Annotated in this window: 22 protein-coding genes; 11 read left to right on the top strand and 11 right to left on the bottom strand. The window is 65.9% G+C overall.

The window, feature by feature from the left end; genetic code table 11:
* The first annotated feature begins 33 nt into the window (after positions 1–33).
* On the top strand, positions 34–744 hold the full coding sequence (locus tag Q5701_RS00765; protein WP_306753273.1) for a zinc-ribbon domain-containing protein: 711 nt from the start codon (positions 34–36) through the stop codon (positions 742–744).
* Here Q5701_RS00765 and Q5701_RS00760 read toward each other — a convergent pair whose 3' ends face one another.
* The 4 genes from Q5701_RS00760 to argH are packed head-to-tail and all read right to left on the bottom strand — an operon-like array spanning position 745 to position 6,090.
* Positions 745–3,285: a DUF4175 domain-containing protein gene (locus Q5701_RS00760; RefSeq protein WP_306753272.1), complete on the bottom strand. Its 2,541-nt coding sequence runs from the start codon at positions 3,283–3,285 to the stop codon at positions 745–747.
* Positions 3,276–4,541 (bottom strand): diaminopimelate decarboxylase, encoded by a 1,266-nt coding sequence (gene lysA / locus Q5701_RS00755; protein ID WP_306753271.1) that lies wholly within the window; start codon positions 4,539–4,541, stop codon positions 3,276–3,278. Before lysA ends, Q5701_RS00760 begins: the two co-directional genes overlap by 10 nt.
* Positions 4,541–4,690: a hypothetical protein gene (locus Q5701_RS00750; RefSeq protein ID WP_306753270.1), complete on the bottom strand. Its 150-nt coding sequence runs from the start codon at positions 4,688–4,690 to the stop codon at positions 4,541–4,543. Before Q5701_RS00750 ends, lysA begins: the two co-directional genes overlap by 1 nt.
* Positions 4,687–6,090, bottom strand: coding sequence for an argininosuccinate lyase (argH, locus tag Q5701_RS00745; RefSeq protein ID WP_306753269.1), 1,404 nt, complete (start codon positions 6,088–6,090; stop codon positions 4,687–4,689). Before argH ends, Q5701_RS00750 begins: the two co-directional genes overlap by 4 nt.
* 23 nt (positions 6,091–6,113) lie before the next feature.
* Here argH and Q5701_RS00740 point away from each other — a divergent pair, with 23 nt between their 5' ends.
* Positions 6,114–6,662 (top strand): TlpA disulfide reductase family protein, encoded by a 549-nt coding sequence (locus Q5701_RS00740; protein ID WP_306753267.1) that lies wholly within the window; start codon positions 6,114–6,116, stop codon positions 6,660–6,662.
* On the opposite strand, the gene Q5701_RS00735 is transcribed toward Q5701_RS00740, so the two are convergent.
* Entirely contained in the window at positions 6,637–7,215 is a 579-nt protein-coding gene (locus Q5701_RS00735; protein ID WP_306753266.1) for a DNA-3-methyladenine glycosylase I, read from the bottom strand. The genes Q5701_RS00740 and Q5701_RS00735 overlap by 26 nt on opposite strands.
* Positions 7,216–7,364: 149 nt before the next feature.
* On the opposite strand from Q5701_RS00735, the gene Q5701_RS00730 reads away from it, so the two are divergent.
* The 3 genes from Q5701_RS00730 (at position 7,365) to Q5701_RS00720 (ending at position 10,222) form a co-directional block, all read left to right on the top strand.
* Positions 7,365–8,135, top strand: coding sequence for an EAL domain-containing protein (locus Q5701_RS00730; RefSeq protein ID WP_306755489.1), 771 nt, complete (start codon positions 7,365–7,367; stop codon positions 8,133–8,135).
* Positions 8,136–8,237: 102 nt separating this feature from the next.
* The gene (locus tag Q5701_RS00725; protein ID WP_234854985.1) at positions 8,238–9,410 is read left to right on the top strand and encodes an acetyl-CoA C-acetyltransferase; all 1,173 of its coding nucleotides are present in this window, start codon (positions 8,238–8,240) and stop codon (positions 9,408–9,410) included.
* An 86-nt stretch (positions 9,411–9,496) separates the two neighbouring features.
* Positions 9,497–10,222 (top strand): beta-ketoacyl-ACP reductase, encoded by a 726-nt coding sequence (locus Q5701_RS00720; protein WP_234854984.1) that lies wholly within the window; start codon positions 9,497–9,499, stop codon positions 10,220–10,222.
* A 72-nt stretch (positions 10,223–10,294) separates the two neighbouring features.
* On the opposite strand, the gene Q5701_RS00715 is transcribed toward Q5701_RS00720, so the two are convergent.
* Genes Q5701_RS00715 through Q5701_RS00705 form a run of 3 tightly spaced genes read right to left on the bottom strand, consistent with a single transcriptional unit; the run spans position 10,295 to position 11,480 of the window.
* A complete protein-coding gene (locus tag Q5701_RS00715; protein ID WP_234854983.1) occupies positions 10,295–10,459 on the bottom strand; it encodes a YdcH family protein in 165 nt (54 codons plus the stop codon).
* Positions 10,460–10,519: 60 nt separating this feature from the next.
* Complete coding sequence (locus tag Q5701_RS00710; protein WP_306753264.1) at positions 10,520–11,278, bottom strand: tRNA1(Val) (adenine(37)-N6)-methyltransferase; 759 nt, start codon at positions 11,276–11,278, stop codon at positions 10,520–10,522.
* On the bottom strand, positions 11,271–11,480 hold the full coding sequence (locus Q5701_RS00705) for a putative signal transducing protein (RefSeq protein WP_234854981.1): 210 nt from the start codon (positions 11,478–11,480) through the stop codon (positions 11,271–11,273). Before Q5701_RS00705 ends, Q5701_RS00710 begins: the two co-directional genes overlap by 8 nt.
* A 74-nt stretch (positions 11,481–11,554) precedes the next feature.
* Here Q5701_RS00705 and Q5701_RS00700 point away from each other — a divergent pair, with 74 nt between their 5' ends.
* The 4 genes from Q5701_RS00700 (at position 11,555) to Q5701_RS00685 (ending at position 18,397) form a co-directional block, all read left to right on the top strand.
* On the top strand, positions 11,555–12,556 hold the full coding sequence (locus tag Q5701_RS00700; RefSeq protein WP_306753263.1) for a polyprenyl synthetase family protein: 1,002 nt from the start codon (positions 11,555–11,557) through the stop codon (positions 12,554–12,556).
* 188 nt (positions 12,557–12,744) lie between these two features.
* A complete protein-coding gene (locus Q5701_RS00695) occupies positions 12,745–14,148 on the top strand; it encodes an ammonium transporter (RefSeq protein ID WP_444875303.1) in 1,404 nt (467 codons plus the stop codon).
* Between the two features lie 161 nt (positions 14,149–14,309).
* On the top strand, positions 14,310–16,562 hold the full coding sequence (locus tag Q5701_RS00690; protein WP_306753261.1) for a transglycosylase domain-containing protein: 2,253 nt from the start codon (positions 14,310–14,312) through the stop codon (positions 16,560–16,562).
* A gap of 380 nt (positions 16,563–16,942) precedes the next feature.
* Positions 16,943–18,397, top strand: coding sequence for a M10 family metallopeptidase C-terminal domain-containing protein (locus Q5701_RS00685; RefSeq protein WP_306753260.1), 1,455 nt, complete (start codon positions 16,943–16,945; stop codon positions 18,395–18,397).
* A 19-nt stretch (positions 18,398–18,416) separates the two neighbouring features.
* Here Q5701_RS00685 and Q5701_RS00680 read toward each other — a convergent pair whose 3' ends face one another.
* Positions 18,417–19,016: an MlaC/ttg2D family ABC transporter substrate-binding protein gene (locus Q5701_RS00680; protein ID WP_306753259.1), complete on the bottom strand. Its 600-nt coding sequence runs from the start codon at positions 19,014–19,016 to the stop codon at positions 18,417–18,419.
* Positions 19,006–19,773, bottom strand: a complete 768-nt coding sequence (locus Q5701_RS00675; RefSeq protein ID WP_306753258.1) for an MlaA family lipoprotein — start codon at positions 19,771–19,773, stop codon at positions 19,006–19,008. The genes Q5701_RS00680 and Q5701_RS00675 overlap by 11 nt, the downstream gene beginning before the upstream one ends.
* Positions 19,774–19,904: 131 nt before the next feature.
* Here Q5701_RS00675 and Q5701_RS00670 point away from each other — a divergent pair, with 131 nt between their 5' ends.
* Entirely contained in the window at positions 19,905–21,656 is a 1,752-nt protein-coding gene (locus tag Q5701_RS00670; protein WP_306753257.1) for a type I secretion system permease/ATPase, read from the top strand.
* Positions 21,653–23,158, top strand: a complete 1,506-nt coding sequence (locus Q5701_RS00665; RefSeq protein WP_373568599.1) for an HlyD family type I secretion periplasmic adaptor subunit — start codon at positions 21,653–21,655, stop codon at positions 23,156–23,158. Before Q5701_RS00670 ends, Q5701_RS00665 begins: the two co-directional genes overlap by 4 nt.
* 65 nt (positions 23,159–23,223) lie before the next feature.
* Here Q5701_RS00665 and rnr read toward each other — a convergent pair whose 3' ends face one another.
* The gene (gene rnr, locus Q5701_RS00660) at positions 23,224–25,467 is read right to left on the bottom strand and encodes a ribonuclease R (RefSeq protein ID WP_306753256.1); all 2,244 of its coding nucleotides are present in this window, start codon (positions 25,465–25,467) and stop codon (positions 23,224–23,226) included.
* Positions 25,468–25,478 lie beyond the last annotated feature (11 nt).

Raw genomic sequence — 25,478 nt, 5'->3', positions numbered from 1 at the left:
AGAACAGCCACAAGGCGAATGCGAGGGGTCGGAATGGCGGAAATACGGTTGATCTGTCCCGGATGTGCCGCGGAATACCGCATTCCCGACAACGCCATCCCTGCGCAGGGGCGAGAGGTCGAGTGCAGCGCCTGCGGCAATGTCTGGCACGCCACGCCGCGACTGGCCTTGTCCAATCCCCAGGTCCGCGCGGCTGCGGAACTGCCCGCAGACCCGCCCCCGCTGAACCGCCGCCTGCCCGCCAGCGTGCTGGACATCCTGAGGGATGAGGTCGAACACGAACGTCGCGCCCGTGCGGCCGATGACGGCGAACCCACGCCTGCCAAACCTGCCCCGGCGCAGCGTCCCGCCACCGATCCCGAATGGCCCGCCACGACCATCACCCGGCATCAGGATCCCCGGCCCGTCGATCCCGCCCCGCCGGAACCCGCACCGGTGCCGCCTGCCCCCGCGCGGCACGCCCGGGCAACACTCGTCCCGGCAGCAGTCGTCAACGAACCGGCCCCGGCGCCTGACAGGCAGGACGCCCCCCCCGCCAGGGCCGGGACCAGTCGCAAGCGGGGCGGCTATGGGGCGGGCTTTGGCCTGGCCGTGATGCTGGCTGCGGGGATCGTGGCGCTGTATCTGCTGGCCCCCATGCTGGCCAACAGGGGTGCCTGGGGCGATGGCCTGATGCAATTCCGCGCCGACCTGGACGGGGCGCGGTTTTGGTTACAGGACCGTGCGGGCGGCCTGATCCGCTGATCAGAACCGATCCAGCAGCCGGCCTAGGTAATCGCGTTCGTCCTGGGGCCGCTCGGCCTGGCCGCTGCGTCGGCGGATTTCATCCAGCAGGTCGCGGGCGCGTTGGGCCGGATCAACGCCCTCGGCCAGGGGATCGCCCCCGGCGATGACGTTGCCATTGCCGCTGCGCTGACGGCCCAGGGGATCCAGGGCGGGACGCTGGCCCATGGTCTGACCTTCCCCGGCCCGGTCGCCGCCGCCGGGCTGCTGGCCTTCCTGTCCCTGCTGCTGGCCTTGCTGTCCTTGCTGCCCCTGCTGCTGGGCCATCATGTCGCCAAGCGCGCGCATCCCTTCGCGCATGGCCTCGATCGCATCGGCCTGGCGTTGCAGCGCGCCGCCGGTATCGCCGTCGCGCAGTGCCTGTTCGGCATCCTCCATCGCGCGGCCTGCCTCGTCCAGTTGACGGCGCGCCTGATCACCGCCGGGCGATCCCTGGCCAGGCAACAGGCCTTGCTGCTGGCCCAGTTCATTGCGCAACTGCTGCTGGCGTTGGGCCAGGCCTTCCGCATTGGGCGAAGGCTGGCCCATCTGCCCCTGGCCGAACTGATCCTGCATATCGCGGAACGCCTCGTCCGACAGTTGCTGTTGTTCGCGCAGGGTATCGGCCAGGCGGTTCATCGGCTGGTTGCCGCTGCTGCCTTCCTGGCCCTGCCCGCCCTGGGACTGGCGGACCTGCAGATTCTCCATCATGCGGTTGAACTGTTCCAGCAATTCCTGGGCCTCGGCCATGCGGCCCTCGTTCATCAGCCGCTGGATTTCGTCCATCATCTGCTGGATCTGGTCGCTGGTGATCTGCTGGCCCGGCTGACCTTCGGCAAACCGTTCAGAGGGATCCTGCTGTTCCCCCTGCTGTGCCAGCATCTCGGTATAGGCGTCCGTCGCCGCCTTCAACTCGTCCATCAGCCGCTGGATTTCATCGGGACTGGCGCCGTTGCGGATCGCTTCGGACAGCTTCTCCTGGGCTTGGCGCATCCGTTCCAAGGCATCGGACAGGCCGCCGTCCTCCAACTGGATCGCCGCCTGCCACAGTGCCTCGGCCAAGTCGTCGCGGGCCTTGTCGGTCAGGGGATCGCCTTCCAGCAGGGTCACGGCGCCGCGTAACTCCAGATACAGCGGCTGTTCGACGAATCCCTGCGGCTGCCAGGTCACCGCCCGCAGGATCTCGGCGCTGCGGCCCGCGTTCTGACGCGACCACAGCAGATCGCGCCGCATCTCGATCAATGCAGCAGCCAGGGGGTTGAAGAAACGCCGCCCCGGCAGGACGGTCTGCATCGGCTGCGCTTCGCCCACCTGCTCGATCCCGTCCAGGGCGCGCAGGCTGACGTTAACCGGCAGGTTCGCCCAAGGATGGCGCGACAGATCCTCGGTCAGTTGTCCCTGAACCATCCGCCGGTCGCCGCGCGGCAGGGGCAGCGCAAGTTCGACCAGGGGGCGTGGCTCCGGGTCGATGGCCAGGCCAAAGCGGCGGTCCACGGACGGCAGGTCAAGCGCGATCACCGCCTGGCCAGAGGCAATGCCGTGATCGTCCCCGGCGCTGAAGTCCTGCACCATCTTGCCATCGGCGCGCCGCACGGGTTGGGCGCCCGCACGGATGACAGGGGAATTGTCGGGCAGGACCGTCACGTCGAAACGCCGCCCGGCCACCTCGATAACCCCCGAGGTTTCGGCACGAAAACCCGGCGCCTGCGGATCCTCGCCTATTTCCGGGCCGATGTCCTGCGTGACGGCGGCGCCATCGCCATACAGTCGAAACGTGACGGCGCTGCCCTTGGGCAGTTCCAGCACCTGCCCCTCGGCCAGGGCGTTCAGATAGATCGTCGGGCGGCGGGTATAGGCGGGGGGTTCGGCCCAGCCCTCCCAGCTTGGTCCCGTCGGCACGGCATCGGTCGCGACGGGGCGGGACACGGTCGCGGCAAGCGCCTCGATCCCCTGGCCCATCTGCGCCGCGCCGCCAAAGATCAGCGCCATGACCAGGGCCACCAGCCCCGCCAGTCGCAGGGCAAAGGGATCGCGCCGTGTCAGGTCCGCATCGGGACGCACCGGCCGGGCAAGCGCCGCACGGGCCTGCATCTGTGCCAGATGGGCCTGCCACAAGGCGCCCTCGCCGCCTATTGCCGCGCTGTCGGTCAGCGCGGCCAACGGACGCCCGGGCAGGGTCCTGTCCAGCCGGTCCACGGCATCGGTCACGCGCACCCGGCGGAATCGCATCCCGCCCCGGATCGCCGCCCCCATCAGTGCCAGCAGCACCGCGCCCGCCAGCCAGGGCAGGACCGGACCCGGCACCAGGGCCACCACGCCAAGCGAGAAGGCGGCAAAGACCAGTGCCAGCACCGTCGCCAGCGGCCAAAAGGCGCGCGCCGCCTGTTCCCACACCATCCCCCAGCGGGTCAGGTGCAGGGCGCGTGCGACCGGCCCTGTCTTCTTCACGAAAATATCCTCGGGGGTCCGGGGGTGGAAGACCCCCGGCTGCGACGGATCGGACTGGTGCCGCGTCAAAGCCATTCCGGGATGCTATCCCGGGCCAGCATATCCTCATATGTCGGGCGTGCCCTGATGACGGCGAAGTGATCGCCTTGCACTAGAACCTCGGGCACCAGGGGACGCGAGTTGTATTCCGAGGCCATGACCGCCCCATAGGCCCCCGCCGACCGGAAGGCGATCAGGTCGCCCGCCGCCATCGCAGGCAGTTCGGCCCCCTTCTGGAACGTGTCGCCCGATTCGCAGACCGGACCCACCACGTCAAAGGGGCGGACCGGCCCGCCCACCGCCGCTTCCTTTACCGGCACGATGTCGTGATGCGCACCATACATCGCCGGACGCGCCAAGTCGTTCATGGCCGCGTCCACGATCAGGAAGTCGCGCCCCTCGCCCTCTTTCACATAGATCACCTGCGACAACAGCACCCCGGCATTGCCGACGATGTTGCGGCCCGGCTCGATCTCGATCTCGCAGCCCAGGTCGCCCACCGTGTCGCGGATCACCTGGCCGTATTCGATGGGCAAGGGGGGCGCGTTGTTGTCGCGGCGATAGGGGATGCCCAGGCCGCCACCCAGATCCAGCCGGATGATGGCATGGCCGTCCGCGCGCAAGGCGCGGGTCAGGTCGGCGACCTTGGCATAGGCCGCGCGATAGGGGTCCAGGTCGGTCAACTGGCTGCCGATATGCACATCGACGCCGACCACTTGCAGGCCCGGCAGCGACGCCGCCTCGGCATAGACCTCGCGCGCGCGGGCGATGGGGATGCCGAACTTGTTCTCGGACTTGCCGGTCGCGATCTTCTCGTGCGTCTTGGCGTCCACGTCGGGGTTCACGCGCACCGCCACCGGAACCGTCGCGCCCATGCTGGAGGCAAGGGCCGACAGCGCGCGCATCTCGGGCTCGGATTCCAGGTTGAACTGGCGGATGCCGCCTTCGATGGCCATGCGCATCTCGGCCAGGGTCTTGCCCACGCCGGAAAAGACGATCCGGTCGCCCGGAACGCCCGCCGCCTTGGCGCGCGCGTATTCGCCGCCCGACACCACGTCCATTCCCGCGCCCAGACCGCCCAGCAGCTTCAGCACCGCCAGGTTGCTGTTGGCCTTCACGGCAAAGCAGACCAGGTGATCCGTCCAGTCAAGCGCTTGGCGGAACAGCCCGAAATGCCGCGTCAGGGTCGCCGCCGAATAGACATAGACGGGCGTCCCCACCTGCGCGGCGATGCGCGACAAGGGCACATCTTCGGCACAAAGCTCTCCGCCGTGATAGTTGAAATGATCCATTACAGTTCCGTAATGACGCCCATCGTGGCATGGCCGGAAATCGAGACGTTGGACTTCGGCGCGGTCTTGGGCGCCGCCGGACGCTCGGGCGGGCCGTCAACGCCGCAGGCCGTCACGGCTGCCACCGCCAGAATTGCAATCCATTTCATGCCAGTTTTCCTTTCCAGCGGGTGATTTGCGCGCGCACCTGATCGGGCGCCGTGCCGCCATAGCTTTGCCGCGAGGCGACGGAATTGTGAACGCCCAACACGCCAAAGACTTTATCGGTAATGCCCGCGTGGACCCCTTGCATATCATCCAGCGTCAGGTCGGGCAGGTCGCAGCCCTTCTTCTCGGCCAGGGCCACCAGCGATCCGGTGACGTGATGGGCGTCGCGGAAGGGCAGGCCCAGTTCGCGGACCAGCCAGTCGGCCAGATCCGTCGCGGTCGAGAAGCCCGAGGCCGCCGCAGTCTCCATCCTGTCGCGGTTGGCGGTCAGGTCGGACAGCATCCCCGCCATTGCGGCCAAGGCCAGCATCAGGCTGTCGGCGGCGTCGAAGACCTGTTCCTTGTCTTCCTGCATGTCCTTGGAATAGGCCAGCGGCAGGCCCTTCATCACCGTGAACAGCGCGACGGTCGCCCCCAGGATGCGGCCGATCTTGGCGCGGATCAACTCGGCCGCGTCGGGGTTGCGCTTCTGCGGCATGATCGACGACCCGGTGGACCACTTATCAGACATCGACACGAAGCGAAACTGGGCCGACGACCAGATCACCAGCTCCTCGGCCAGACGCGACAGGTGGACGGCGCAGATGCTGCCGGCCGACAGGAACTCCAGCGCGAAGTCGCGATCCGACACGGCGTCCAGGCTGTTGGCCATGGGGGCGTCAAAGCCCAGGGCCTGCGCGGTCGCATGGCGGTCGATGGGATAGCCGGTCCCGGCAAGTGCCGCGGCACCCAAGGGCGATTCGTTCATCCGCTTGCGAGCGTCCTGGAACCGCGACAGGTCCCGGCCGAACATTTCCACATAGGCCATCATGTGATGGCCCCAGGTCACCGGTTGCGCGGTCTGCAGATGGGTAAAGCCTGGCATGACCCAATCCGCGCCCGCCTCGGCCTGCGACAAGGCGGCGCGGATCAGGGTCTGCAAAGCCTCGATGGCCCCGTCGCACTGGTCGCGCACCCACAGGCGAAAATCCGTCGCCACCTGGTCATTCCTGGACCGGCCCGTGTGCAGACGGCCCGCAGGCTCTCCGATGATCTCTTTCAGGCGCGCCTCGACATTCATGTGAATGTCTTCAAGTTCGGTGCGAAAGGGGAAATCGCCCGCTTCGATCTCTGACAAGACGGTGAGCAGGCCTTCCCTGATCGCCTCGGCATCGCTAGTGCTGATGATGCCTTGTGCAGCCAGCATGGCGGCATGGGCACGGCTGCCCCGGATGTCCTGGGCGTAGAGCCGCCGGTCGAAGCCGATCGAGGCGTTGATCGCCTCCATGATCGCGTCGGGACCTGCGGCAAAGCGCCCGCCCCACATGCTGTTGGCGGAATCCTGTTGCGGCCGGTCGGTCATAGGCGCGTCCTTCGGAGGTCTTCATGCTGCGTTCCGCCCTGCTTTATACGGCACTGCTTTTCGGTGCAAACGCCGCCTTCGCGGGCGCGGTGGACTGGCAAGCCGCCAAGGACGCGGGCCTGGTCAAGCTGGTCCCGACCGAGGAACCGGCGCCGGTGTCAGATGTCAAATTCACCGACCCCAAGGGCGGCACGCATACACTTGCCGATTACAAGGGCAAGGTCGTGCTGCTGAACTTCTGGGCCACCTGGTGCGCCCCCTGCCGCGAGGAGATGCCGTCGCTGGACGCCCTGCAGTCCGAAATGGGGGGCGAGGATTTCGAGGTCGTGGCCGTGGCGACGGGCCGCAACGCCCCTGACCGCATCGACAAGTTCTATGACGAGACCGGGTTGCAGAACCTGCCCGTCCTGCTGGACCCGCGCCAGCAACTGGCCCGCGACATGGGCGTCGTGGGCCTGCCCGTGACCGTCCTGATCGACCGCGAGGGCCGCGAGGTCGCCCGCCTGCTGGGTGAGGCCGACTGGAGCAGCGAGCCCGCCAAGGACGTCATCCGGCAGCTTGTGGCCGACTGAGTGCCGCGTGACGATGGCAGGTGGTGACATGGTCGTTCACCATCCCCGTCGCCTCCATGAAGGCATAGGTGATGACCGGCCCGCAAAAGTTGAAGCCGCGCTTTTTCAACGCCTTCGACATGGCGGTTGATTCCGGGGTGGCGGTCGGCACTTCGGCCATGCTGGCGAAGCGGTTCTGGATCGGCCCGCCGCCCACGAAGGACCACAGGAAGGGGGTGAAACCCTCCTGCCCCTCGATCTCCTGGAACCGCCGCGCGCCGCGCACGGCTGATTCGATCTTGCCGCGATGGCGGATGATGCCGGGGTTTTGCAACGCGCGGTCGATGCGCGCATCGTCCCAGCGGGCCACGCGTTCGGGGTCGAAGCCCTCGAACTCCTCGCGGAAGGCGTCGCGCTTGCGCAGGATGGTGATCCAGGACAGCCCTGCCTGAAAGCCGTCCAGCACCAGCTTTTCCCACAAGGCGCGGGGGTCGCGTTCGGGAACGCCCCATTCTCTGTCGTGATAGGCGACATAAAGCGGGTCGGTCCCGCACCAGGAACAGCGGTCGGTCATCACCTGTTAACCCTTTACCCAGAAATCCCTGCCTGTTTACCGCAAATTAGGCGATTATCATTATCACTGAACACGGAATGATTGCGTGACAAGGGGCTGACGTGACCAACGCGAACCCGCCTGGAAAAGGCTCTCCGCTGGAATATGCGATGGACCGGCAAAGCAGGCTGACCATGCCCTTGGTCAGGCTTGCGGTCGAAAAGGGCAACGGGGTGCTGGCCTTCCAGCCTGTCGTTCAGGCGCAGCGGACCAACCGCCCGGCCTTTTACGAGGGGCTGATCCGCATCATCGACGAATCGGGCCGCATGGTGCCCTTGCGCGACTTCATGCCGGTGGCCGAAACCACCGAACTGGGCCGGCAGATCGACTGCCTGTCGCTGTCGCTGGGCCTGAAGGCGCTGTCCGAGGAGCCGTCGCTGCGGCTGTCCATCAACATGTCGGCGCGGTCCATCGGCTATCCCGCCTGGATGGATACCCTGCGCCGGGGGGTGGCTGACGATCCGCAGGCGGGCGAACGGCTGATCCTGGAAATCACCGAAAGCTCGGCCATGGGCCTGCCGGACGAGGTCAAGACGTTCATGCGGGAAGTGCAGCGATACGGGATCAGCCTTGCGCTTGACGATTTTGGCGCGGGCTATACATCTTTCCGGTATCTGCGGGATTTCTGCTTCGACATGATCAAGATCGACGGCCAGTTCATCCGCGAAATCTCGATCCATCCCGACAATCAGGTGCTGACGCAGGCGCTGATGTCCATCGCCCAGCATTTCGATATGTTCACGGTGGCGGAAATGGTCGAAACGGCGGACGACGCCAGTTTCCTGATCGACAGCGGCATCGACTGCCTGCAGGGCTATTACTTCGGGGCACCGACCATTGCGCCACCGTGGAAATCACCGCCTTCGGCCGTTTTGCGCTAGATGTCGTGCCATACTTTTGGGCGATGTGCTTGACGCCACGGCATGAACCCGCATCCTGTCCACGATTCGCCACTTGTCTGGCTTCGAGGGAAGGAACCCGTCATGACCAAAGCCGTAATCGTTTCCGCCGCCCGCACCCCGGTCGGCAGTTTCATGGGATCATTCGCCAATATCCCGGCCCATGACCTGGGTGCCGCCGTTCTGAAGGAGGTCGTGGCCCGCGCGGGCATCGACCCCGCCGAGGTCGATGAGACGATCCTGGGCCAGGTTCTGACCGCAGGCCAGGGCCAGAACCCCGGCCGCCAAGCGCATATCAAGGCAGGCCTGCCGCAGGAATCGTCAGCCTGGCTGCTCAACCAGGTCTGCGGATCGGGCTTGCGCGCGGTGGCGCTTGCAGCCCAGCAGGTGATCGGGGGCGATGCCAAGGTCGTGCTGGCGGGCGGCCAGGAAAGCATGTCGATGTCCATGCACGCGACCTTTCTGCGCGCCGGGCAGAAGATGGGCGACATGCAGTTCATTGACACGATGATCCGCGACGGGCTGTGGGACGCCTTCAACAATTACCATATGGGCACCACGGCGGAAAACGTCGCGCAGAAATGGCAGATCAGCCGCGACCAGCAGGACGAATTCGCGCTGGGCTCGCAGAACAAGGCCGAAGCCGCGCAAAAGGCAGGCCGCTTTGACGACGAAATCGTGGGTTTCACGGTGAAGACCCGCAAGGGGGACACGGTGGTGGACAAGGACGAATACATCCGCCACGGCGCCACCATGGAGGCCATGCAGAAGCTGCGGCCCGCATTTTCCAAGGAAGGCTCGGTCACCGCGGCCAACGCATCGGGCCTGAACGACGGTGCGGCGGCGGTCATGGTCATGACCGAGGACGAGGCGAACCGCCGCGGCCTGACGCCGCTGGCGCGCATCGCCTCTTATGCGACGGCGGGACTGGATCCGGCGATCATGGGCACTGGCCCGATTCCGGCCAGCCGCAAGGCCTTGGAAAAGGCGGGCTGGTCCGTCCAGGATCTGGATCTGGTCGAGGCGAACGAAGCCTTTGCCGCCCAGGCCTGCGCCGTTAACAAGGACATGGGCTGGAACCCCGACATTGTGAACGTGAACGGCGGAGCGATTGCCATCGGCCATCCCATCGGCGCATCCGGCGCGCGCGTGCTGAACACCCTGCTGTTCGAAATGGCGCGACGCGACGCGAAAAAAGGGCTGGCCACGCTGTGCATCGGCGGCGGCATGGGCGTTGCCTTGTGTGTCGAACGCTAGGCGGAATGGCGCGCAATGATGTTGCGCGCCACAAACTTGCCTTGTAGCAATATTTCAGAGCCGATCATTTTCAAGGGGGAGGATCAATGTCCAAGGTAGCACTTGTCACCGGCGGGTCGCGCGGCATCGGCGCGGCAATTTCCAAGGCGCTTCAGGATGCTGGCTATACCGTCGCCGCCACTTATGCGGGCAATGACGATGCGGCAAAGGCGTTCACGGAAGAAACCGGGATCAAGACCTATAAATGGTCGGTCGCAGATTACGATGCCTGCGCGGCGGGTATCAAGCAGATCGAGGAAGACCTGGGTCCGATCGCCGTCCTGGTCAACAACGCGGGCATCACGCGCGACGCAATGTTCCACAAGATGACGCCCCAGCAGTGGAAAGAGGTCATCGACACCAACCTGACCGGCGTCTTCAACATGACCCATCCCGTCTGGTCGGGGATGCGCGACCGCAAGTTCGGGCGGATCATCAACATCAGCTCGATCAACGGGCAAAAGGGCCAGGCGGGCCAGGCGAACTACAGCGCGGCCAAGGCGGGCGACCTGGGATTCACCAAGGCGCTTGCCCAGGAAGGCGCACGGGCGGGCATCACCGTCAACGCGATCTGTCCCGGCTATATCGCGACCGAGATGGTCAAGGCGATCGACGAAAAGGTGCTGAGCGAAAAGATCATCCCGCAGATCCCCGTCGGCCGCCTGGGCGAACCCGAGGAGATCGCCCGGACCGTCGTGTTCCTGGCATCCGACGATGCGGGCTTCATCACCGGATCGACCATCAGCGCAAACGGCGGGCAGTATTTCGTCTGAACCGCCTGCGGCAAAAGAACACGGCCCGCGCAAATCGCGCGGGCCGTTTCAAATCCGTCACCGTTCAACGGGTCAGTGGGACAGTCGGGAAATCTCTTCCTTGATTCGAAGTTTCTCGCGCTTCATGGCCTTGATCTGAGTATCACTGGATCCGGGACTTCTTTGTTCCTTTTCAACAGCATCCGAAAGCACTTGGTGTTTCTTGCGCAGTTCCTCGACGTGGGAAGCAACCGACATCGCGTCCTCCTGTATAGGTTGAGTCGAACAGGGCGATTGCAGCACAGGCATTCGATTCTGTCACGGGACTTTTGCAAAGAACGCTTCAAGCGGCAGACCCTTGCGCAGCACCCCCGATGCCGCATCGGTCAGATCCTCGCGGTCGCCCGCATGGGCCGGCTCGTGGTGCATGACGAAAGGGGCCAGTAATCGCAGCGGCCCCCGCCCGCCCTTTTGCGCGCGCAGGATCACCCGCCCGGCCTCGCGCCCGGCCCGTGCCGCCAAAGGCAGGATCGCGACCGATCCGGCACGCCCCCCCAGCGCGGCCAGTATCGCGTCCAGCCGGTCGGCCCGCTGGATCAGCGTCAAAATGCCGCCGGGCCGCAAGCGGCGCAGGCCCGCGTCGATCCAGGCGGCCAGGGGTGTATCCTCGCGCCGCGCCATGTCCCTGCCTCCATCGGGCGCAGGCGTTCCGTCCAGGAAATAGGGCGGATTGGCAATGACATGATCGAAGGCCATGCCGCGCAGCCTGGCAGGCGGAAAGGCCACGTTCCCCGTCAGCACCTGCATGGGAATGCCATTCGCCGCCGCATTCCCGCGCGCCAGTTCCGCATAATCCGCCTGGGCTTCCAGCCCGACCAGCCGCAGGCCGGGAACGCGCCAGCCCAGGCACAGGCTGGCAACCCCCGCCCCGCATCCCAGTTCCAGAACCGACTGCCCCGGCGCGGCTGCGCAGGCCGCAGCCAGCATCACCGCATCGGCGCCCGACCGGAAGCCCCGCCGGGGTTGGGCGATCCGCAATCGGCCGTCCAAAAAGCCGTCGTCTGACAGATCACTCATCCAGGCCGGCGTCGCGCAGGATGGCGCGGGCCATGAATTCGTCGCGGTCCGCCACCATCAGCCGTTGCGGCAGGATGCCCAGCGATCCTTCCAGAATGCTTGTGTGCTGGTCCAGGTGGAAGGCCGGGATCCCCTCGTCTTCCAGCAATCCAAGGGCACGGGACATACGGACGGGATCGTTGCTGCGGAAAAGCTCTTTCATGGGGAAACGCTAGGCGGCGGTTGCGCAATTGTCGAGGGCGTGGCAAGGGTCGGGCGCTTCAGAAGGATAAGGCCATGGGTGTGCAGGAAAACGTCCAGAAACCGCTGGACCGGCTGTCCGAGGCGCTGAGCGCCGAGATGGAGGCGGTGGCCGCCCTGATCCGCGACCGCATGGCCAGCAGGCACGCCCCCCGCATCCCCGAGGTGACGGCCCACCTGATCGAGGCCGGGGGCAAGCGCCTGCGTCCGATGCTGACGCTGGCTGCGGCCCGGATGCTGGATTACTCCGGTCCTTATCACATCCACCTGGCCGCGACGGTCGAATTCATCCACACCGCCACGCTGTTGCACGACGACGTGGTGGACGAAAGCCGCCAGCGGCGCGGGCGCCCCACCGCGAACCTGCTGTGGGACAACAAGTCCAGCGTGCTGGTGGGCGATTACCTGTTCGCGCGCAGTTTCCAGTTGATGGTGGAACCCGGCAACCTGCGCACGCTGGAGATTCTGGCCAATGCCAGCGCCACCATTGCCGAGGGCGAAGTTCTGCAACTGACCGCCGCCCAGGATCTGCGCACCGACGAAGGCATCTATCTGCAAGTCGTGCGCGGCAAGACCGCCGCCCTGTTTTCCGCCGCGACCGAGGTGGGGGGCGTCATCGCGGGCGCGCCTGCCGATCAGGTGCAGGCGTTGTTCGATTATGGCGATGCCTTGGGGATCGCCTTTCAGATCGTCGATGACCTGCTGGATTATGGCGGCGCCACGGAAGCCATCGGCAAGAACGTGGGCGACGATTTCCGCGAACGCAAGCTGACCCTGCCGGTCATCAAGGCCGTGGCCCTTGCCACGCCCGAGGAACGCGCCTTCTGGTCGCGTACCATCGAGGCGGGCGACCAGCGCGACGGCGATCTGGAGCAGGCCTTGTCGCTGCTGGCCCGCCACGGCGCGATGGACGCCGCGCGGGCCGACGCGCTTCGCTGGTCGGCCACCGCCAAGGCGGCGCTGACCAAGCTGCCGCCGCATCTCATCCGCGATATGCTGTCCGACCTGGCCGATTTCGTCGTTAGCCGCGTCGCCTGACCCTGCGGTTGGCAACCCTGAACCGAACCTGCCTGACTTTCGGGCGCAGCCTGCCCATTCCGCCCATGAAACGGGCAATCGCTGTCTGAACCCGTCCCGTGCCTGTCCGATATCTGTGCAAGCCCTGGCACGCCGCCCCATGAAAGGGCGTCGCGGCGCGCCGGCGCCGCATGGAAGGGGATATGATGATGACAAGGGCTGCTCCCTTTATTGCCGGTGCCGCGATTTTGCTCGCGGCACCCACATTCGCGCAGGACGCCGTGGTCGCGGTCGAGGCCGCCGCCCCCGTGCCCGACAAGGGCGACACGGCCTGGATGCTGATCTCGGCCATCCTGGTGATGATGATGACGCTGCCGGGGCTGGCGCTGTTTTATGGCGGGCTGGTGCGCGCCAAGAATATGCTGTCGGTGCTGATGCAGGTGCTGACCGTGTTCAGCGTGATGGCGATCCTGTGGGTGGCCTTTGGATATTCGCTGGCCTTTACCGGCGCAGGCACCGCCGAGGACGTGACAGTCTTCACCCCCTATATCGGCGGGCTGTCCAAGATGTTCCTGTCGGGCGTGACAACCGGGTCCAACATCGAAGGGTTTTCGGCAGGCGTCGTGATCCCGGAATTGTCCTTCGTGATCTTCCAGATGGCCTTCGCCTGCATCGCATCCGCCCTGATCGTGGGGGCGACGGCAGAGCGGCTGAAGTTCAGCGCCATCCTGCTGTTTATCGTGATCTGGTTCTTCCTGTCCTATCTGCCCATGGCCCACATGGTCTGGTGGTGGGGCGGGCCGTCGGCCTATGACGCGCCTTCGGGCCTGCTGTTCGGCCATGGCGCCCTGGATTTCGCGGGCGGCACGGTCATTCACATCAACGCAGGCGTGGCGGGCCTTGTCGCCGCCATGGTCGCCGGTCCCCGCATCGGCTATAAAAAGGAACTGCTGGCCCCGCACAACCTGACCTTCACGCTGATTGGCGGCTGCCTGCTGTGGATCGGCTGGTTCGGCTTCAACGCCGGTTCCAACCTCGAGGCCAACGGGTTGACTGCGCTTGCCATGGTCAACACCGCCGTCGCCACCGCTGCAGGCGTGCTGGCCTGGTCCTTTGGCGAATGGGCGTTCCGCGGCCATCCGAGCCTTCTGGGCGGCATCTCGGGTGCCATCGCAGGCCTGGTGGGCATCACCCCGGCGGCCGGTTTCGTAGGCCCGATGGGCGCCATCGCCATTGGCCTGATCGCGGGCCTGCTGTGCATGTGGTTCGTCATCAGCATGAAGCCGCGCATGGGCATCGACGACAGCCTGGACGTGTTCGGCATCCACGGCATCGGCGGCATCGTGGGGGCGATCCTGACGGGCGTCTTTGCGGCCCCGTCGCTGGGCGGGACGGGCGTCTTCGACTACGGCGCCAATGCGGTGGCGGAATTCTCGATGGGCGGGCAGGTCTGGAACCAGACCCTGGGCGTGGTGATCGCCATCGTCTGGTCGGGCGTCGTGTCCTTTGTCGCGATCCATGTCGTCAAGGCGCTGATCGGGCTGCGCGTCACCGTCAATGACGAACGCCAGGGCCTGGACATCACGACCCACGGGGAAAACGCCTATAACTGAAGGCATCCCGCAGCATCGCAAAGGCCCGGCACCCCTGCCGGGCCTTTTCCTTGTGCAAATCACGGATTGGTCAGGCCAATTCCCCCCAGACAATTCTTGGTATAGGGTGACGCGCAATTTGGCCGAAAAATGGCCTTGGCAGAACGCGGGCACCCTGACGCATGAAACGACCGACCGGCACCCCGAAGCGCACGGGCCGCAGCCCCGTTGCCGACAAACGCGCGGCCGAGGCCGAGGCGAAGCCGGCCGTCCGCCGCCATAAGGGCCGCGTCCGGCGCGGCAATGTGGTGGTGCGCACCATTGCCGGCACGGTCAGCCTGATCTGGCGCATCCTGTGGGGATCGGCCTGGCGCCTGGCCATGGTCCTGGCCCTCATCGTGGGGGCCGCCACCGCCTATTTCTATGCCGGCCTGCCCGCGCCCGAGGCGTTGTTCGACGCCCGCGCACGCGGGTCCGTCACCATGCTGGACAATGACGGCAAGGTCTTTGCCTGGCGTGGCGAAACCTATGGCGCCGTGACCAGCGACAAGATCGCCCCGGTGCTGAAGGAAGCCGTGATCGCGACCGAGGATCGCCGCTTCTACGGCCATCTGGGCATCAGCCCGCGCGGCATCGCCAGTGCCGTGCGCATCAACCTGGCCGAGGGGCGCGGCCCGCTGGAGGGCCATGGCGGATCGACCATCACCCAGCAGGTCGCCAAGCTCTTGTGCCTGGGCGAGACCTTCGATCCGATCCGCTGGAAGAACGAGGCCGCGTTCGAACAGGACTGCCGCGTCGGTTCGCTGTGGCGCAAGATCAAGGAAGTCCCCTATTCGCTGGCCCTGGAAGCCAAGTATTCCAAGGACGACATCCTCAATATCTACATGAACCGCTCCTACATGGGGGGCGGCTCTCGTGGGTTCCAGGCGGCAAGCCAGCGGTATTTCAACAAGCCCGCCTCTGATGTGAACGCCGCCGAATCCGCGATGCTGGCCGGGCTTTTGCAGGCGCCCAGCTATTTCGCCCCGACCGCGAACCTCAAGCGCAGCCAGGAACGCGCCAATGTCGTCTTGGGCCTGATGGCCGAGGAAGGTTATCTGACCGCCGACGAGGTCGCCCAGGCCCGCGCCAACCCCGCGCGCCTGTCGCAGGCGGCCGAGGCGCGGGCAGGCGGTTACTTCGCCGACTGGGTGATGGAGTCCGGTCCCGGCTTCCTGACCAGCGAAACGACCGAGGACGTGACGATCCGCACCACCTTCGACCCGCGCATCCAGACGGCCGCCGAACGGGCGCTGAAACGGATCTTCGACGAAAAGGTCAGCGACAACAGCAAGGCCGAGGCTGCGGTCGTGGTGATGTCCGCCGACGGCGCCGTGCGTGCCATCATCGGCGGGCGCGACAGCATCGTGAACGGCGCCTTCAACCGCGCCGTCCAGGCCAAGCGCCAGACCGGGTCCAGCTTCAAGCCCTTTGTCTTCGCCGCAGCCCTTGAAGCAGGCTACGGTCCCGGCGACCGGGTCGAGGACGGGCCTTTGACCATCCGCATCCCCGGCGGCAAACCCTGGTCGCCCCAGAACTATACCCGCCGCTATTCCGGGGCAGTGACGCTGACGACCGCGCTGAAGCAATCGCTGAACACCGCGACGATCCGCTTGCAAGAGGCGGTGGGCCGCAACGAGGTCCGCCGCATCGCCCATGACTTCGGCATCGTCAGCAACCTGACCACCAGCCCCTCGCTGGGCCTTGGCGCGTCCGAGGCCACGCTGATGGAACTGACCGGCGCCTATGCGGGCATCCGCAACGGCGGCACCTCGGTCGCGCCCTACGGCCTGGTGGAACTGCGCATCGCGGGCGACGACCAGCCGCTGATGGGCCAGTCGGGCGGCCTGGGCGGCCGCGTCATCAGCCAGCGCGCCGCAGGACAGCTGATCTACATGATGCAGCAGGTGATCGAAAGCGGCACCGGCGGGCGCGCCAAGATGGGCTCACGCCCGGTCGCGGGCAAGACCGGCACCACCAGCAGCTATCGCGATGCTTGGTTCGTGGGCTTTTCCGAACAATACGTGGTTGGCGTCTGGATGGGCTATGACGACAACACGCCCCTGAAGGGGGTCACCGGCGGCGGTTTGCCCGCCGAGATCTGGCAGGCGGTGATGACCGACATCCACGAGGGCTTGCCGGAACTGCCCCTGTCCACGGTGTCCCCGGACGGCAGCGGCATCCTGCTGTCGAACGACGGCGCGCCCAAGGTCGTGACCTCCGGTTCCGCCGACGACCCGCTGGCGGCGGCATTGGCCGGTGCGGTGAACTCGGCCAATCCTGCGGCAGGTACGCCGACGCAGGTCACGGCCCCCCAGACACCGGGCGACAGCAGCACTGCCAGTTCAGACGATGCGCTGAGCCGGGCGTTGAACGGGATCTTGGGGGGAAATTGATCCCCTTTGGCCTGCCTGTGGCGGATGCGGTACATCTTGCAGTACTGAATCCAAGATGCGCGCAAAGAGTTGCTTCATGCCGGGAGGTCCTTACTGAATATTCCGCGACAATGTTCAAGCGCGATATTTAATGAGGGCTTCCCGTGGCATATGCCAGACTTACAGTTCCTGACACTATCACAATTCGCGAAGGTCAGACACGTTCGATAAGCCTCGAACTTCTAGAGTTGTTCAATCATCAGATCACTTGGTCCTATTACACGACGGTTACCGGAGGAACGGCACAGAACTCTGATATCGGCGGAGCGTCAGGCAGCGGCTCGATGATGATCGTCAGCAACTTCCCCCAAACAGAGAGAGAGCCTTTTTCAATTTCTGCAATGCAGGACGACATCCAGGAAGCTGTCGAAACTGCGTATCTGGTCGTTCAAGTCAACGGCACGGGGGGCTTTTCATTCGAGGATGGAAGTAACTACAAGACAATAGAAATCCGTATCCTTGACGACAACCTGACCACGGGCGGCAGCGAGAACGACATTCTCCGCGGTACAGGCGCGGCTGAAGTCCTGACCGGCGGGGCAGGCAACGATACTTATCACCTCACCTTGGGCGACACGGTGGCTGAGCTTGCGGGCGGCGGCAGTGATACCGTCAACGCCAGTTTCACACACACTCTCGCCTCGAACGTCGAAAACCTCACCCTCACCGGCAGTGCCGCGATCAACGGGACCGGCAACCTGCTTGCGAACCGCCTGACCGGAAACGGCGCGGCCAACCAGTTGGTGGGCGGCACCGGCGCCGACAGCCTGTTCGGGAACGGCGGCAGCGACACCTTGCTGGGCGGGATCGACAATGACCTGCTTGACGGGGGAATCGGCAATGACTGGCTGGATGGCGCCGCCGGGGCCGATACCCTGCGCGGCGGGGCGGGCGATGATGTCTATGTCCTGGACAACGCGGCGGATGCGATTGCCGAAGCGATGGGCCAAGGCACCGACACGGTCCGCGCCACGTTCAGCACGATCCTTGGATACCAGCTTGAAAACCTGATCTTGGTGGGCACCGACAATCTCAATGCCAAGGGCAATGGCCTGAACAACATCCTGACCGGAACTGCGGGCGCGAACCGGCTGGAGGGCGGGGCGGGCAACGACACCCTGACAGGCGGCGAGGGCGCGGATTGGCTGGACGGCGGCACGGGCATTGACCTGCTGCGCGGCGGCGCTGGCAATGACATCTATATCGCCGACAATACCGGGGACCAGGTGGCCGAGACCGCGGGACGGGGCATCGACCTTGTGCAGGCCAGCGCATCGTTCAAATTGCGGGGCGAGGTCGAGAACCTGATCCTGACCGGCAAGGCCGCGATCAGCGGAACAGGAAACGCGCTGAACAACAGCCTGACAGGCAATGCCGCAGCCAACCTGTTGATGGGTGGGGCGGGGAACGACATCCTGAACGGCGGGGCCGGGCGGGACACGCTCAACGGCGGCACGGGCGCTGATCGACTTGCCGGCGGTCTGGATCCAGCACGAGACGTGTTCATCTTCAACGCCCTGTCCGACAGCACCGCTGGCGCGGGCCGCGACCGCATCGCGGACTTCAGCACGGGGGTGGACGACATCGACCTGCGCGCCCTGGACGCCAATACGCGGACCGCGGGTAATCAGGTGTTTGACTTCTCGGGCACGACGGCTGCCGCCAATTCGGTCTGGTATCTCAAGACGGGGGCGAATCTGATGGTCCGAGCCGATGTCACCGGCGACAAGGTGGCGGATTTCGAAATCGTGGTTCTGGGGCAGAACGCCCTGAGTGCGGGCGATTTCCTGCTGTGATGTCCGTTGCAGGCGGCCCTTAGCCCGCCGCCTGCAAATCCGCCGTCAGCGCCGCCAGATCGCCGCGCCGCGCGGTCAGCATGGCGCTGATCTCGGCGCGTTCGCTGGCCAGCATGTTCACGCCCTCGATGATGATGTTGAAGAACCTGTCCTGGCCGGACTTGTTCGATACGTGCCATTCGACCTCCATCGGGGCGCGGCCGTTCAGATAGGCGACCGAGGTGACGGCATAGAAACTTTTCAGCGGCCGCGCATCCGTCACCTCGATCCTGGATCCGACGAACTCGCGGAACCGCTTGCCGTACTTGCGGCCGATATAGCCTTGGAAAGCCTGCGTATAATCCGACAAGGCGCGGGGGTCCGCCTGCCGCGCGGCGGGCCCGAGGGCGGACCGGGCGATCACATCGACATCGGCGTAACGCACGAAGATCGCCTCGAAATCGCGATACAGCCGGGCGGGCTGCTGGCCTGAATTGATGACCTGGTACACCTCGCCCAAGGCGGTATCGATCAAGGCGCGGGCCTGGCCCGAGTCGAGAGCCCAGCCATGCATGGGGACCACGGACAGCGCCGCCGCGCATCCGAACAGCGCCAGGACGCCGCGGCGGTCACGGGTCATAGGGGTCGATGGCATCAACTGCGGCTGCGTCGGCATAGGGGTCAATGTCGGTCCCTCCTTCGTTCAGTTCATGGCGGCGGTGCATCAGATAGATCAGCCGCAATTGGGCATAGCTATCCGCACTGTCTTGCAGAACGCTATCCACCGTGTCGCCGAATCGCGCCCGATCACCGGCTTTTGAGGCGGCGCGTAGGCCAAATGCCGCCCATGCTCCATCCCGGTGCAACAGGTGATTCAGCGGATCGATGACCAGATCCACGACCTTGCCCACCGCGTCCCGCTGGGTCGAAGGCCCCAGGATCGGCAGCTCCAAATAGGCTCCTTCGGGCACGCCCCAGACGGCCAGCGTTTCGCCGAAATCCGTATCCTGTTCGGGCAGCCCGAAATCCTGGCCGGCAGGATCGAGCAGACCCCCTATTCCCAGCGTCGTATTGACCGCAAAGCGGAAAAAGTTCTTGATCGCGGGTTCGGGGCGGCCTTGCAGGACACTGTTCACCACCTTGCCGGGCAGCGACAGGTTCGACCCGGCATTGATGACCAGATCCATCGCGCCCGGTCCGTCCCCCGTATCGTTGCCAGACGAGGCGAGCCTGGCCACGGGGGCGACCACCCGTCGATCAAATCCCTTGTTGAAGGCATGAACGCGGCGGTTCTCTGCCTCGAACGGGTCGTTGACGCGAATGCCGTCCTGCATCACAGGTTCCGACGCGCAGCCCGCCAGAATCACGCCCAGGGCCAGCGGAACGACAAGGGACAAGGGACGCAAAGGATCTCCTAACCTTTTCGGGATAAAACAGGACGCATGACGGCAGCCAGCGATCATCGCATACTGGCGCGCGGGGCCTGCGGCAAGGCCGCCACGATGGCTGAACGATGAAGGATGAATGAATGAGCAAGTCGCCCGCTTTCCAGGAAGGCGCCAAGGAACTGCGCAGGGCGCGTGCAGCCGGCCTGCCCTTGTTCGGCGCGGTCGCGTTGTTTTCGGCAGTCGTGAATCTGCTGATGCTGACCGGACCGCTGTTCATGTTGCAGGTCTATGACCGGGTGCTGGCATCCCGTTCGGTGGAAACGCTGACGGCGCTGTTCGTACTGGTGGTGTTCCTGTTCCTGCTAATGGGTTTCGTGGATTTCATCCGTGCCCGCGTGATGGGGCGGATCGCCGCGCGGTTCCAGGACCGGATGGAGGGGCGGGTCTTTACCGCGGCCCTTCGCGAAGGCGCCATCTCTGGCGACGAATCGGCAGCAGCGGCCAGCGGGATGCGCGATCTGGACGGGGTCCAGCGGCTGATCGCCTCGCCCGTGCTTCTGGCGGCATTCGACCTGCCCTGGGCACCGCTGTTCCTGGCGGCGGTTTACATCTTTCATCCGCTGCTGGGCGTGGTCGCGACCATCGGCGGGGCGATCCTGGTGGTCGCCACCCTGGCCAACCGGACGCTGACCAGGACGCCCCTGCAACAAGCCAACGTCGCCTCGGCCCAGGCGCAGCGCATGGCGGACTTGTATCGGGACGAGGGCGAGGTGATCGGGGCCTTGGGGATGCGCGGCGCCACCTATGCCCGCTGGCGCAAGGCGCGGGCCGAGGCGCAGGAGCAATCCGTCAAGGGCGCCGACCTGTCCTCGGGCTTCACGGTGTTTTCCAAAAGCTTTCGCCTGTTCCTGCAAAGCGCGATGCTGGCCGCGGGGGCCTGGCTGGTCTTGCAGCAGGCGATGACACCGGGCGGGATGATCGCCAGTTCGATCATGATGGGCCGGGCGCTTGCCCCGGTCGAACAACTGGTCGGAGGCTGGCCCATGGTGCAATCCGCCCAGGACGCGTGGGAGCGGCTGGCCCGGCTCTTGTCCCGGCAGCCTGCGCAGGTGAGCCACACCCCCCTGCCCCGGCCCGATGCCGTGCTGGAGGTTCGCCAACTGTCCGTCGCCCCTCCGGGCCAGAACGTGGCAACCGTGCGCGGCGTGTCCTTTGCCGTGGCGCCGGGCCAGGCGCTTGGCGTGATCGGGCCGTCGGGCGCGGGAAAATCAACGCTCGCCAAGGCGTTGATCGGTGCGTGGCCGGTAGGTGCCGGGTCAATCCGGCTGGGGGGAGCGACGCTGGATCAATACGACCCCGACGTGCTGGGCAACATGATCGGCTATCTTCCCCAGCAGGTGACGCTGTTCGACGGCACCATTGCCGAAAACATCGCCCGCCTGTCGCCCGACATGGATCCGGCCCGCGTGGTGCGCGCAGCGCAGGCTGCTGCGGCGCACCAGATGATCCTGGACCTGCCGCAAGGCTATGACACCCGCATCAGCCAGGCGACGGGACGGCTGTCGGGCGGGCAGATCCAGCGGGTCGGGCTGGCGCGCGCGCTTTATCCCGATCCGGTGCTGCTGGTTCTGGATGAACCGAACTCGAACCTCGACAACGAAGGGTCGATGGCGCTGAACGTGGCGATCCGGCGGATCAAGGCGCAGAACGGCTGCGTGATCATCATGGCGCACCGGCCTGCGGCCATCAACGAATGCGACCTGCTGCTGGTCATGGAACAGGGCATCCGCCGCGCCTTCGGGCCACGCGACAAGGTGTTGCAGGAAATGGTGCAGAATTCCGCGCAGATCCTGAAATCGCAGGAAACCGGACGCACAGGGGGCGTATCATGAGCGACGATCCGAAAAAGCCCGAAGGCGACGGGAACCCCGCGCCGCGGCCGTCGGGGATCCAGACCGGCATCCTGTCCAGCCGCATCGCACCCCCGGCAGGTGCGGCCGTTCCCGGCTCCGCCCCACGGCAGACGACCCCGGCCCAGCCGAATCCCCCGGTGCAGCCGCCCTCGCCCCCCGCACCGCCCCGGCCCATCGCGCCCCCCGATCCATCCCGCTGGTCGGTGCGCGGCACCTTGCTGACCGGGCTGCTGGCCGTTGTTGTGCTGCTGGGCGGCTTTACCGTCTGGGCGATGCAAAGCCGGATTGCAGGGGCGGTCGTCGCATCGGGCCAGGTCGAGGTCGAACAACAGCGCCAGATCGTCCAGCATCCCGATGGCGGCGTGGTCGAGGACATCCTGGTCAAGGACGGCCAATCGGTCGAGTCAGGCCAGCCCCTGATCCGCCTGGACGGCAGCCTGCTGCGCACGGAACACGCCATCGTCGAAGGGCAATATTTCGAAATCCTCGCCCGTCGTGGCCGGTTGGAAGCTGAACGCGGCGATTCAGGAACGATGCAGATCCCGCAGGAATTGCTGACTGCCGCCGAAGGGAATGACGATCTGCAAGCCTTGATCGCGGGACAGCGCAGCCTGTTCGAAACCCGCCGCGACACACTGCGCCAGTCGATCCAGCAATTGGAAAAGCAATCCGAACAGGTCCGCCAGCAGGTCGATGGCATCGACGCGCAGATCGCGGCCCTGAACCGGCAGCGCGACCTGATCGCCGAGGAACTGGAAGACCAGCAATCCTTGCTGGATCGTGGCCTGGCACAGGCGTCCCGCGTCCTGGCCCTGCAGCGCGAGGCGGCCAGCCTCGACGGCCAAGTTGGCGAATTGCAGGCCAGCCGCGCTGCCGCCGAGACGCGCCAGACCGAACTGGATATTCAGCGCCTGCGCCTTGGCGCCGAACGGCGCGAGGAGGCGGAAACTGAACTGCGCGACCTGGGCTATCGCGAGTTGGAACTGGCCGAACGCCGCCGGGGGCTGATCGAGCAGATCAACCGCCTGGACATTCGGTCGCCCGCCGCGGGGATCGTCTATAACATGCAGGTCACGACGCCCCGGTCGGTGGTCCGCCCCGCCGATCCGGTCCTGTATGTGATCCCGCAGGATCGCCCGCTGGTCGTCAGCGCGCGCCTGGCCACGATCAACGTGGACGAAGTGCAGGCAGGCCAGCCGGTCGTGCTGCGGTTTTCGGCCTTTTCCTCTCGCACCACGCCGGAAATCGACGGCGTGCTGGGCCGGGTATCGGCCGATGCCATGATGGACGAGGCAACGCAGATGCCCTATTACCGGGCCGAAGTAACCATCCCGGCCGACCAGTTGGCCAAGCTGGGCGACCTGGCCCTGATCCCGGGGATGCCGGTCGAGGTCTTTATTCAGACAGGCGAGCGCAGCCCGATGGCCTATCTGATGAAGCCCTTGACGGATTACTTCAACCGGGCGTTCCGCGAAAGCTGAGACGGTGGGGGCTTCGCGCCCCCACACCCTGCGGGACAGTTAGGCCAGGATGGATGCCGACAAGGTCAGCGCTTGCGGCGCCGCTTGGTGGCGCGCTTGATTTCGGCCAGCCGGGACTTGGTGGACATGGGCCGGGGACCACGGCCGCGCCGCCCCTTTTGCGGGCCGCGCGGCAGCGGCTGGCCGTCCAGTTCCAGCAGATCCAGCGTCAAGCCGCCGGTCATCGGGATCGCCTCGGCCAGGCGCACGGTGACGCGCTGGCCCAAGCCGATTTCCAGACCCGTATCGCTGCCGATCAGCATCTGCGCGTCGGGATCGAAGTGGAAATATTCCTGCCCGATGGCGCGGATCGGCAGAAGGCCGTCGGCTCCGGTTTCGTCCAGCTTGATAAAGGCGCCGAATTTCTGGACGCCGCTGATGCGGCCCGTCATCTCGGTCCCCACGCGTTCGGAGAGGTATGCCGCAAGATAGCGGTCGGTCGTGTCACGCTCGGCCGCCATGCTGCGGCGTTCGGTTTCGCTGATATGGGTGGCCGTTTCGGACAAACGGTCCAGATCCTGGCCCGACAATCCGTCCTTGCCCCAGCCATGCCCGCTGATCAGCGCGCGGTGCACCACCAGGTCCGAATAGCGCCGGATGGGCGAGGTGAAATGCGCATAGCTTTTCAATGCCAGCCCGAAATGACCGAAGTTTTCCGGGTGGTAATAGGCCTGGGTCATCGACCGCAGCGTGCTGATGTTGATCAGCTCGTCGAAATCGGTGCCTTCCGACTGGGCCAGCAGGCGGTTCAGGTGGCTGGTATGCAGCACCTGCCCCTTGGCCAGCGTGAAGCCTGATGCTTGGGCCACCTCCCGCAGCGCGTCGATCTTGGCGAGGCTCGGTTCCTCGTGGACGCGGAACAGCAGCGGGCGCTGGCGGCGGGTCAGTTCCTCGGCCGCGGCAACATTGGCCAGGACCATGAACTCCTCGATCAGACGATGGGCGTCGAAGCGTTCGCGGAAATTGACCGCCTTGACGCGCCCGTCCGGGGTCAGTTCGATCCGGCGTTCCGGCAGGTCCAGGTCCAGCGGCTGCCGGCGCGCGCGCGCGTCCTTGAGCAGGGCGTAAGCGTGCCACAGGGGACGGATCACGCTGTCCAGCAGCGGTTCGGTCTGCGCATCCGGGTTGCCGTCCGCCGCCGCCTGCGCCTGTTCATAGGCAAGGCTGGCGCGGCTGTTCATCATGCCGCGGTGGAAGTTATGGCCGATCTTGTTGCCCTGCGCGTCCAGCCGCATCCGGACGGCAATTACCGGGCGATCCACGCCCTCGTGCAGCGAACACAGGTCGGCCGACAGCGCCTCGGGCAGCATGGGGACAACGCGGTCGGGGAAATAAGTGGAATTGCCCCGCAGCCAGGCTTCGCGGTCCAGGGCCGAACCGGGGGTGACGTAATGGGCGACATCGGCGATAGCGACCCAGATGGTCGCGCCGCCGTCCTCCTCGATATGGGCGGCGACCGCGTCGTCGTGGTCGCGCGCGTCTGACGGGTCGATGGTCACCAAGGGCAGGTCGCGCAGATCCTCGCGGCCCTTCATGGTGGCGGGCTTGGCGCCCTCGGCCTCGGCGATCACGGCATCGGGGAAATCGTCGGGGATGCCGTGCTGGTGGATGGCGATCAGGCTGACCGCGCGGGGGGCGGACGGGTCGCCCAGCCGGTCGATGATCCGCGCCATCGGCAGGCCCAGCCGGCCCTTGGGTCCGACCTGTTCGGCCTGAACCAGTTCGCCATTCTGCGCGCCCTGGGTGGCGTCGGGGCGGACGCGCCATTCGCGGTCCTGACCCTTGTCGATGGGGACGATGCGGCCGCCCTCGGCCTCCTTGCGGAAGATGCCGGTGATGCGGTGGGGCGCGGCGGTGATGCGGCGGATCAGGCGGGCCTGGTATTGGTAATCCTCGCCCTGCACCTCGACCAGGCGGCCCAGGAAGCGGTCGCCCCGACCAAGGGCCGGATCGGTGTCGCGGGGGGCGTAATGGATGCGCGGCATCGGGCCTTCACCCTGCCATTCCAGGGGCCGGGCGAACAGGTCGCCGGACCCGTCAGGGGGCAGCAGTTCCAGAACCGTGACGGGGGGCAGACGCTCGGCGTCCTGATAATGACGGCGGCGGCGTTCAAGCTGACCTTCGGCTTCAAGCTCCTTGAGCAGGCGCTTCAGCTCGATCCGTTCGGCGCCCTTGATGCCAAAGGCCTTGGCGATGTCGCGCTTGGAATTGGCGTCGGGATGCTCCGCGACCCATTCCATGATCTGTTCCTTGCTGGGAATCTGGGCCATGTGTCGGTCCT

Origin of the sequence: Paracoccus actinidiae (assembly GCF_030863885.1) — a bacterium.
GTDB classification, from domain to species: domain Bacteria; phylum Pseudomonadota; class Alphaproteobacteria; order Rhodobacterales; family Rhodobacteraceae; genus Paracoccus; species Paracoccus everestensis.
Note: the sequence above shows the minus strand (reverse complement) of the source record. Positions and strands in the feature narration are given on the sequence as shown.

Bases quoted from the DNA above. Each gene is read 5' to 3' on its own strand.
- Q5701_RS00765 (WP_306753273.1), top strand. From the start codon at position 34: ATGGCGGAAATACGGTTGATCTGTCCCGGATGTGCCGCGGAATACCGC.
- rnr (WP_306753256.1), bottom strand. From the start codon at position 25,467: ATGGCCCAGATTCCCAGCAAGGAACAGATCATGGAATGGGTCGCGGAG.
- Q5701_RS00690 (WP_306753261.1), top strand. From the start codon at position 14,310: ATGAAACGACCGACCGGCACCCCGAAGCGCACGGGCCGCAGCCCCGTT.
- Q5701_RS00685 (WP_306753260.1), top strand. From the start codon at position 16,943: ATGCAGGACGACATCCAGGAAGCTGTCGAAACTGCGTATCTGGTCGTT.
- Q5701_RS00760 (WP_306753272.1), bottom strand. From the start codon at position 3,285: ATGGCTTTGACGCGGCACCAGTCCGATCCGTCGCAGCCGGGGGTCTTC.
- Q5701_RS00665 (WP_373568599.1), top strand. From the start codon at position 21,653: ATGAGCGACGATCCGAAAAAGCCCGAAGGCGACGGGAACCCCGCGCCG.
- Q5701_RS00740 (WP_306753267.1), top strand. From the start codon at position 6,114: ATGCTGCGTTCCGCCCTGCTTTATACGGCACTGCTTTTCGGTGCAAAC.
- Q5701_RS00710 (WP_306753264.1), bottom strand. From the start codon at position 11,278: ATGAGTGATCTGTCAGACGACGGCTTTTTGGACGGCCGATTGCGGATC.
- Q5701_RS00735 (WP_306753266.1), bottom strand. From the start codon at position 7,215: ATGACCGACCGCTGTTCCTGGTGCGGGACCGACCCGCTTTATGTCGCC.
- Q5701_RS00695 (WP_444875303.1), top strand. From the start codon at position 12,745: ATGACAAGGGCTGCTCCCTTTATTGCCGGTGCCGCGATTTTGCTCGCG.
- Q5701_RS00705 (WP_234854981.1), bottom strand. From the start codon at position 11,480: ATGAAAGAGCTTTTCCGCAGCAACGATCCCGTCCGTATGTCCCGTGCC.
- Q5701_RS00680 (WP_306753259.1), bottom strand. From the start codon at position 19,016: ATGACCCGTGACCGCCGCGGCGTCCTGGCGCTGTTCGGATGCGCGGCG.
- Q5701_RS00730 (WP_306755489.1), top strand. From the start codon at position 7,365: ATGGACCGGCAAAGCAGGCTGACCATGCCCTTGGTCAGGCTTGCGGTC.
- Q5701_RS00715 (WP_234854983.1), bottom strand. From the start codon at position 10,459: ATGTCGGTTGCTTCCCACGTCGAGGAACTGCGCAAGAAACACCAAGTG.
- lysA (WP_306753271.1), bottom strand. From the start codon at position 4,541: ATGGATCATTTCAACTATCACGGCGGAGAGCTTTGTGCCGAAGATGTG.
- Q5701_RS00725 (WP_234854985.1), top strand. From the start codon at position 8,238: ATGACCAAAGCCGTAATCGTTTCCGCCGCCCGCACCCCGGTCGGCAGT.
- argH (WP_306753269.1), bottom strand. From the start codon at position 6,090: ATGACCGACCGGCCGCAACAGGATTCCGCCAACAGCATGTGGGGCGGG.
- Q5701_RS00670 (WP_306753257.1), top strand. From the start codon at position 19,905: ATGAGCAAGTCGCCCGCTTTCCAGGAAGGCGCCAAGGAACTGCGCAGG.
- Q5701_RS00720 (WP_234854984.1), top strand. From the start codon at position 9,497: ATGTCCAAGGTAGCACTTGTCACCGGCGGGTCGCGCGGCATCGGCGCG.
- Q5701_RS00750 (WP_306753270.1), bottom strand. From the start codon at position 4,690: ATGAAATGGATTGCAATTCTGGCGGTGGCAGCCGTGACGGCCTGCGGC.
- Q5701_RS00700 (WP_306753263.1), top strand. From the start codon at position 11,555: ATGGGTGTGCAGGAAAACGTCCAGAAACCGCTGGACCGGCTGTCCGAG.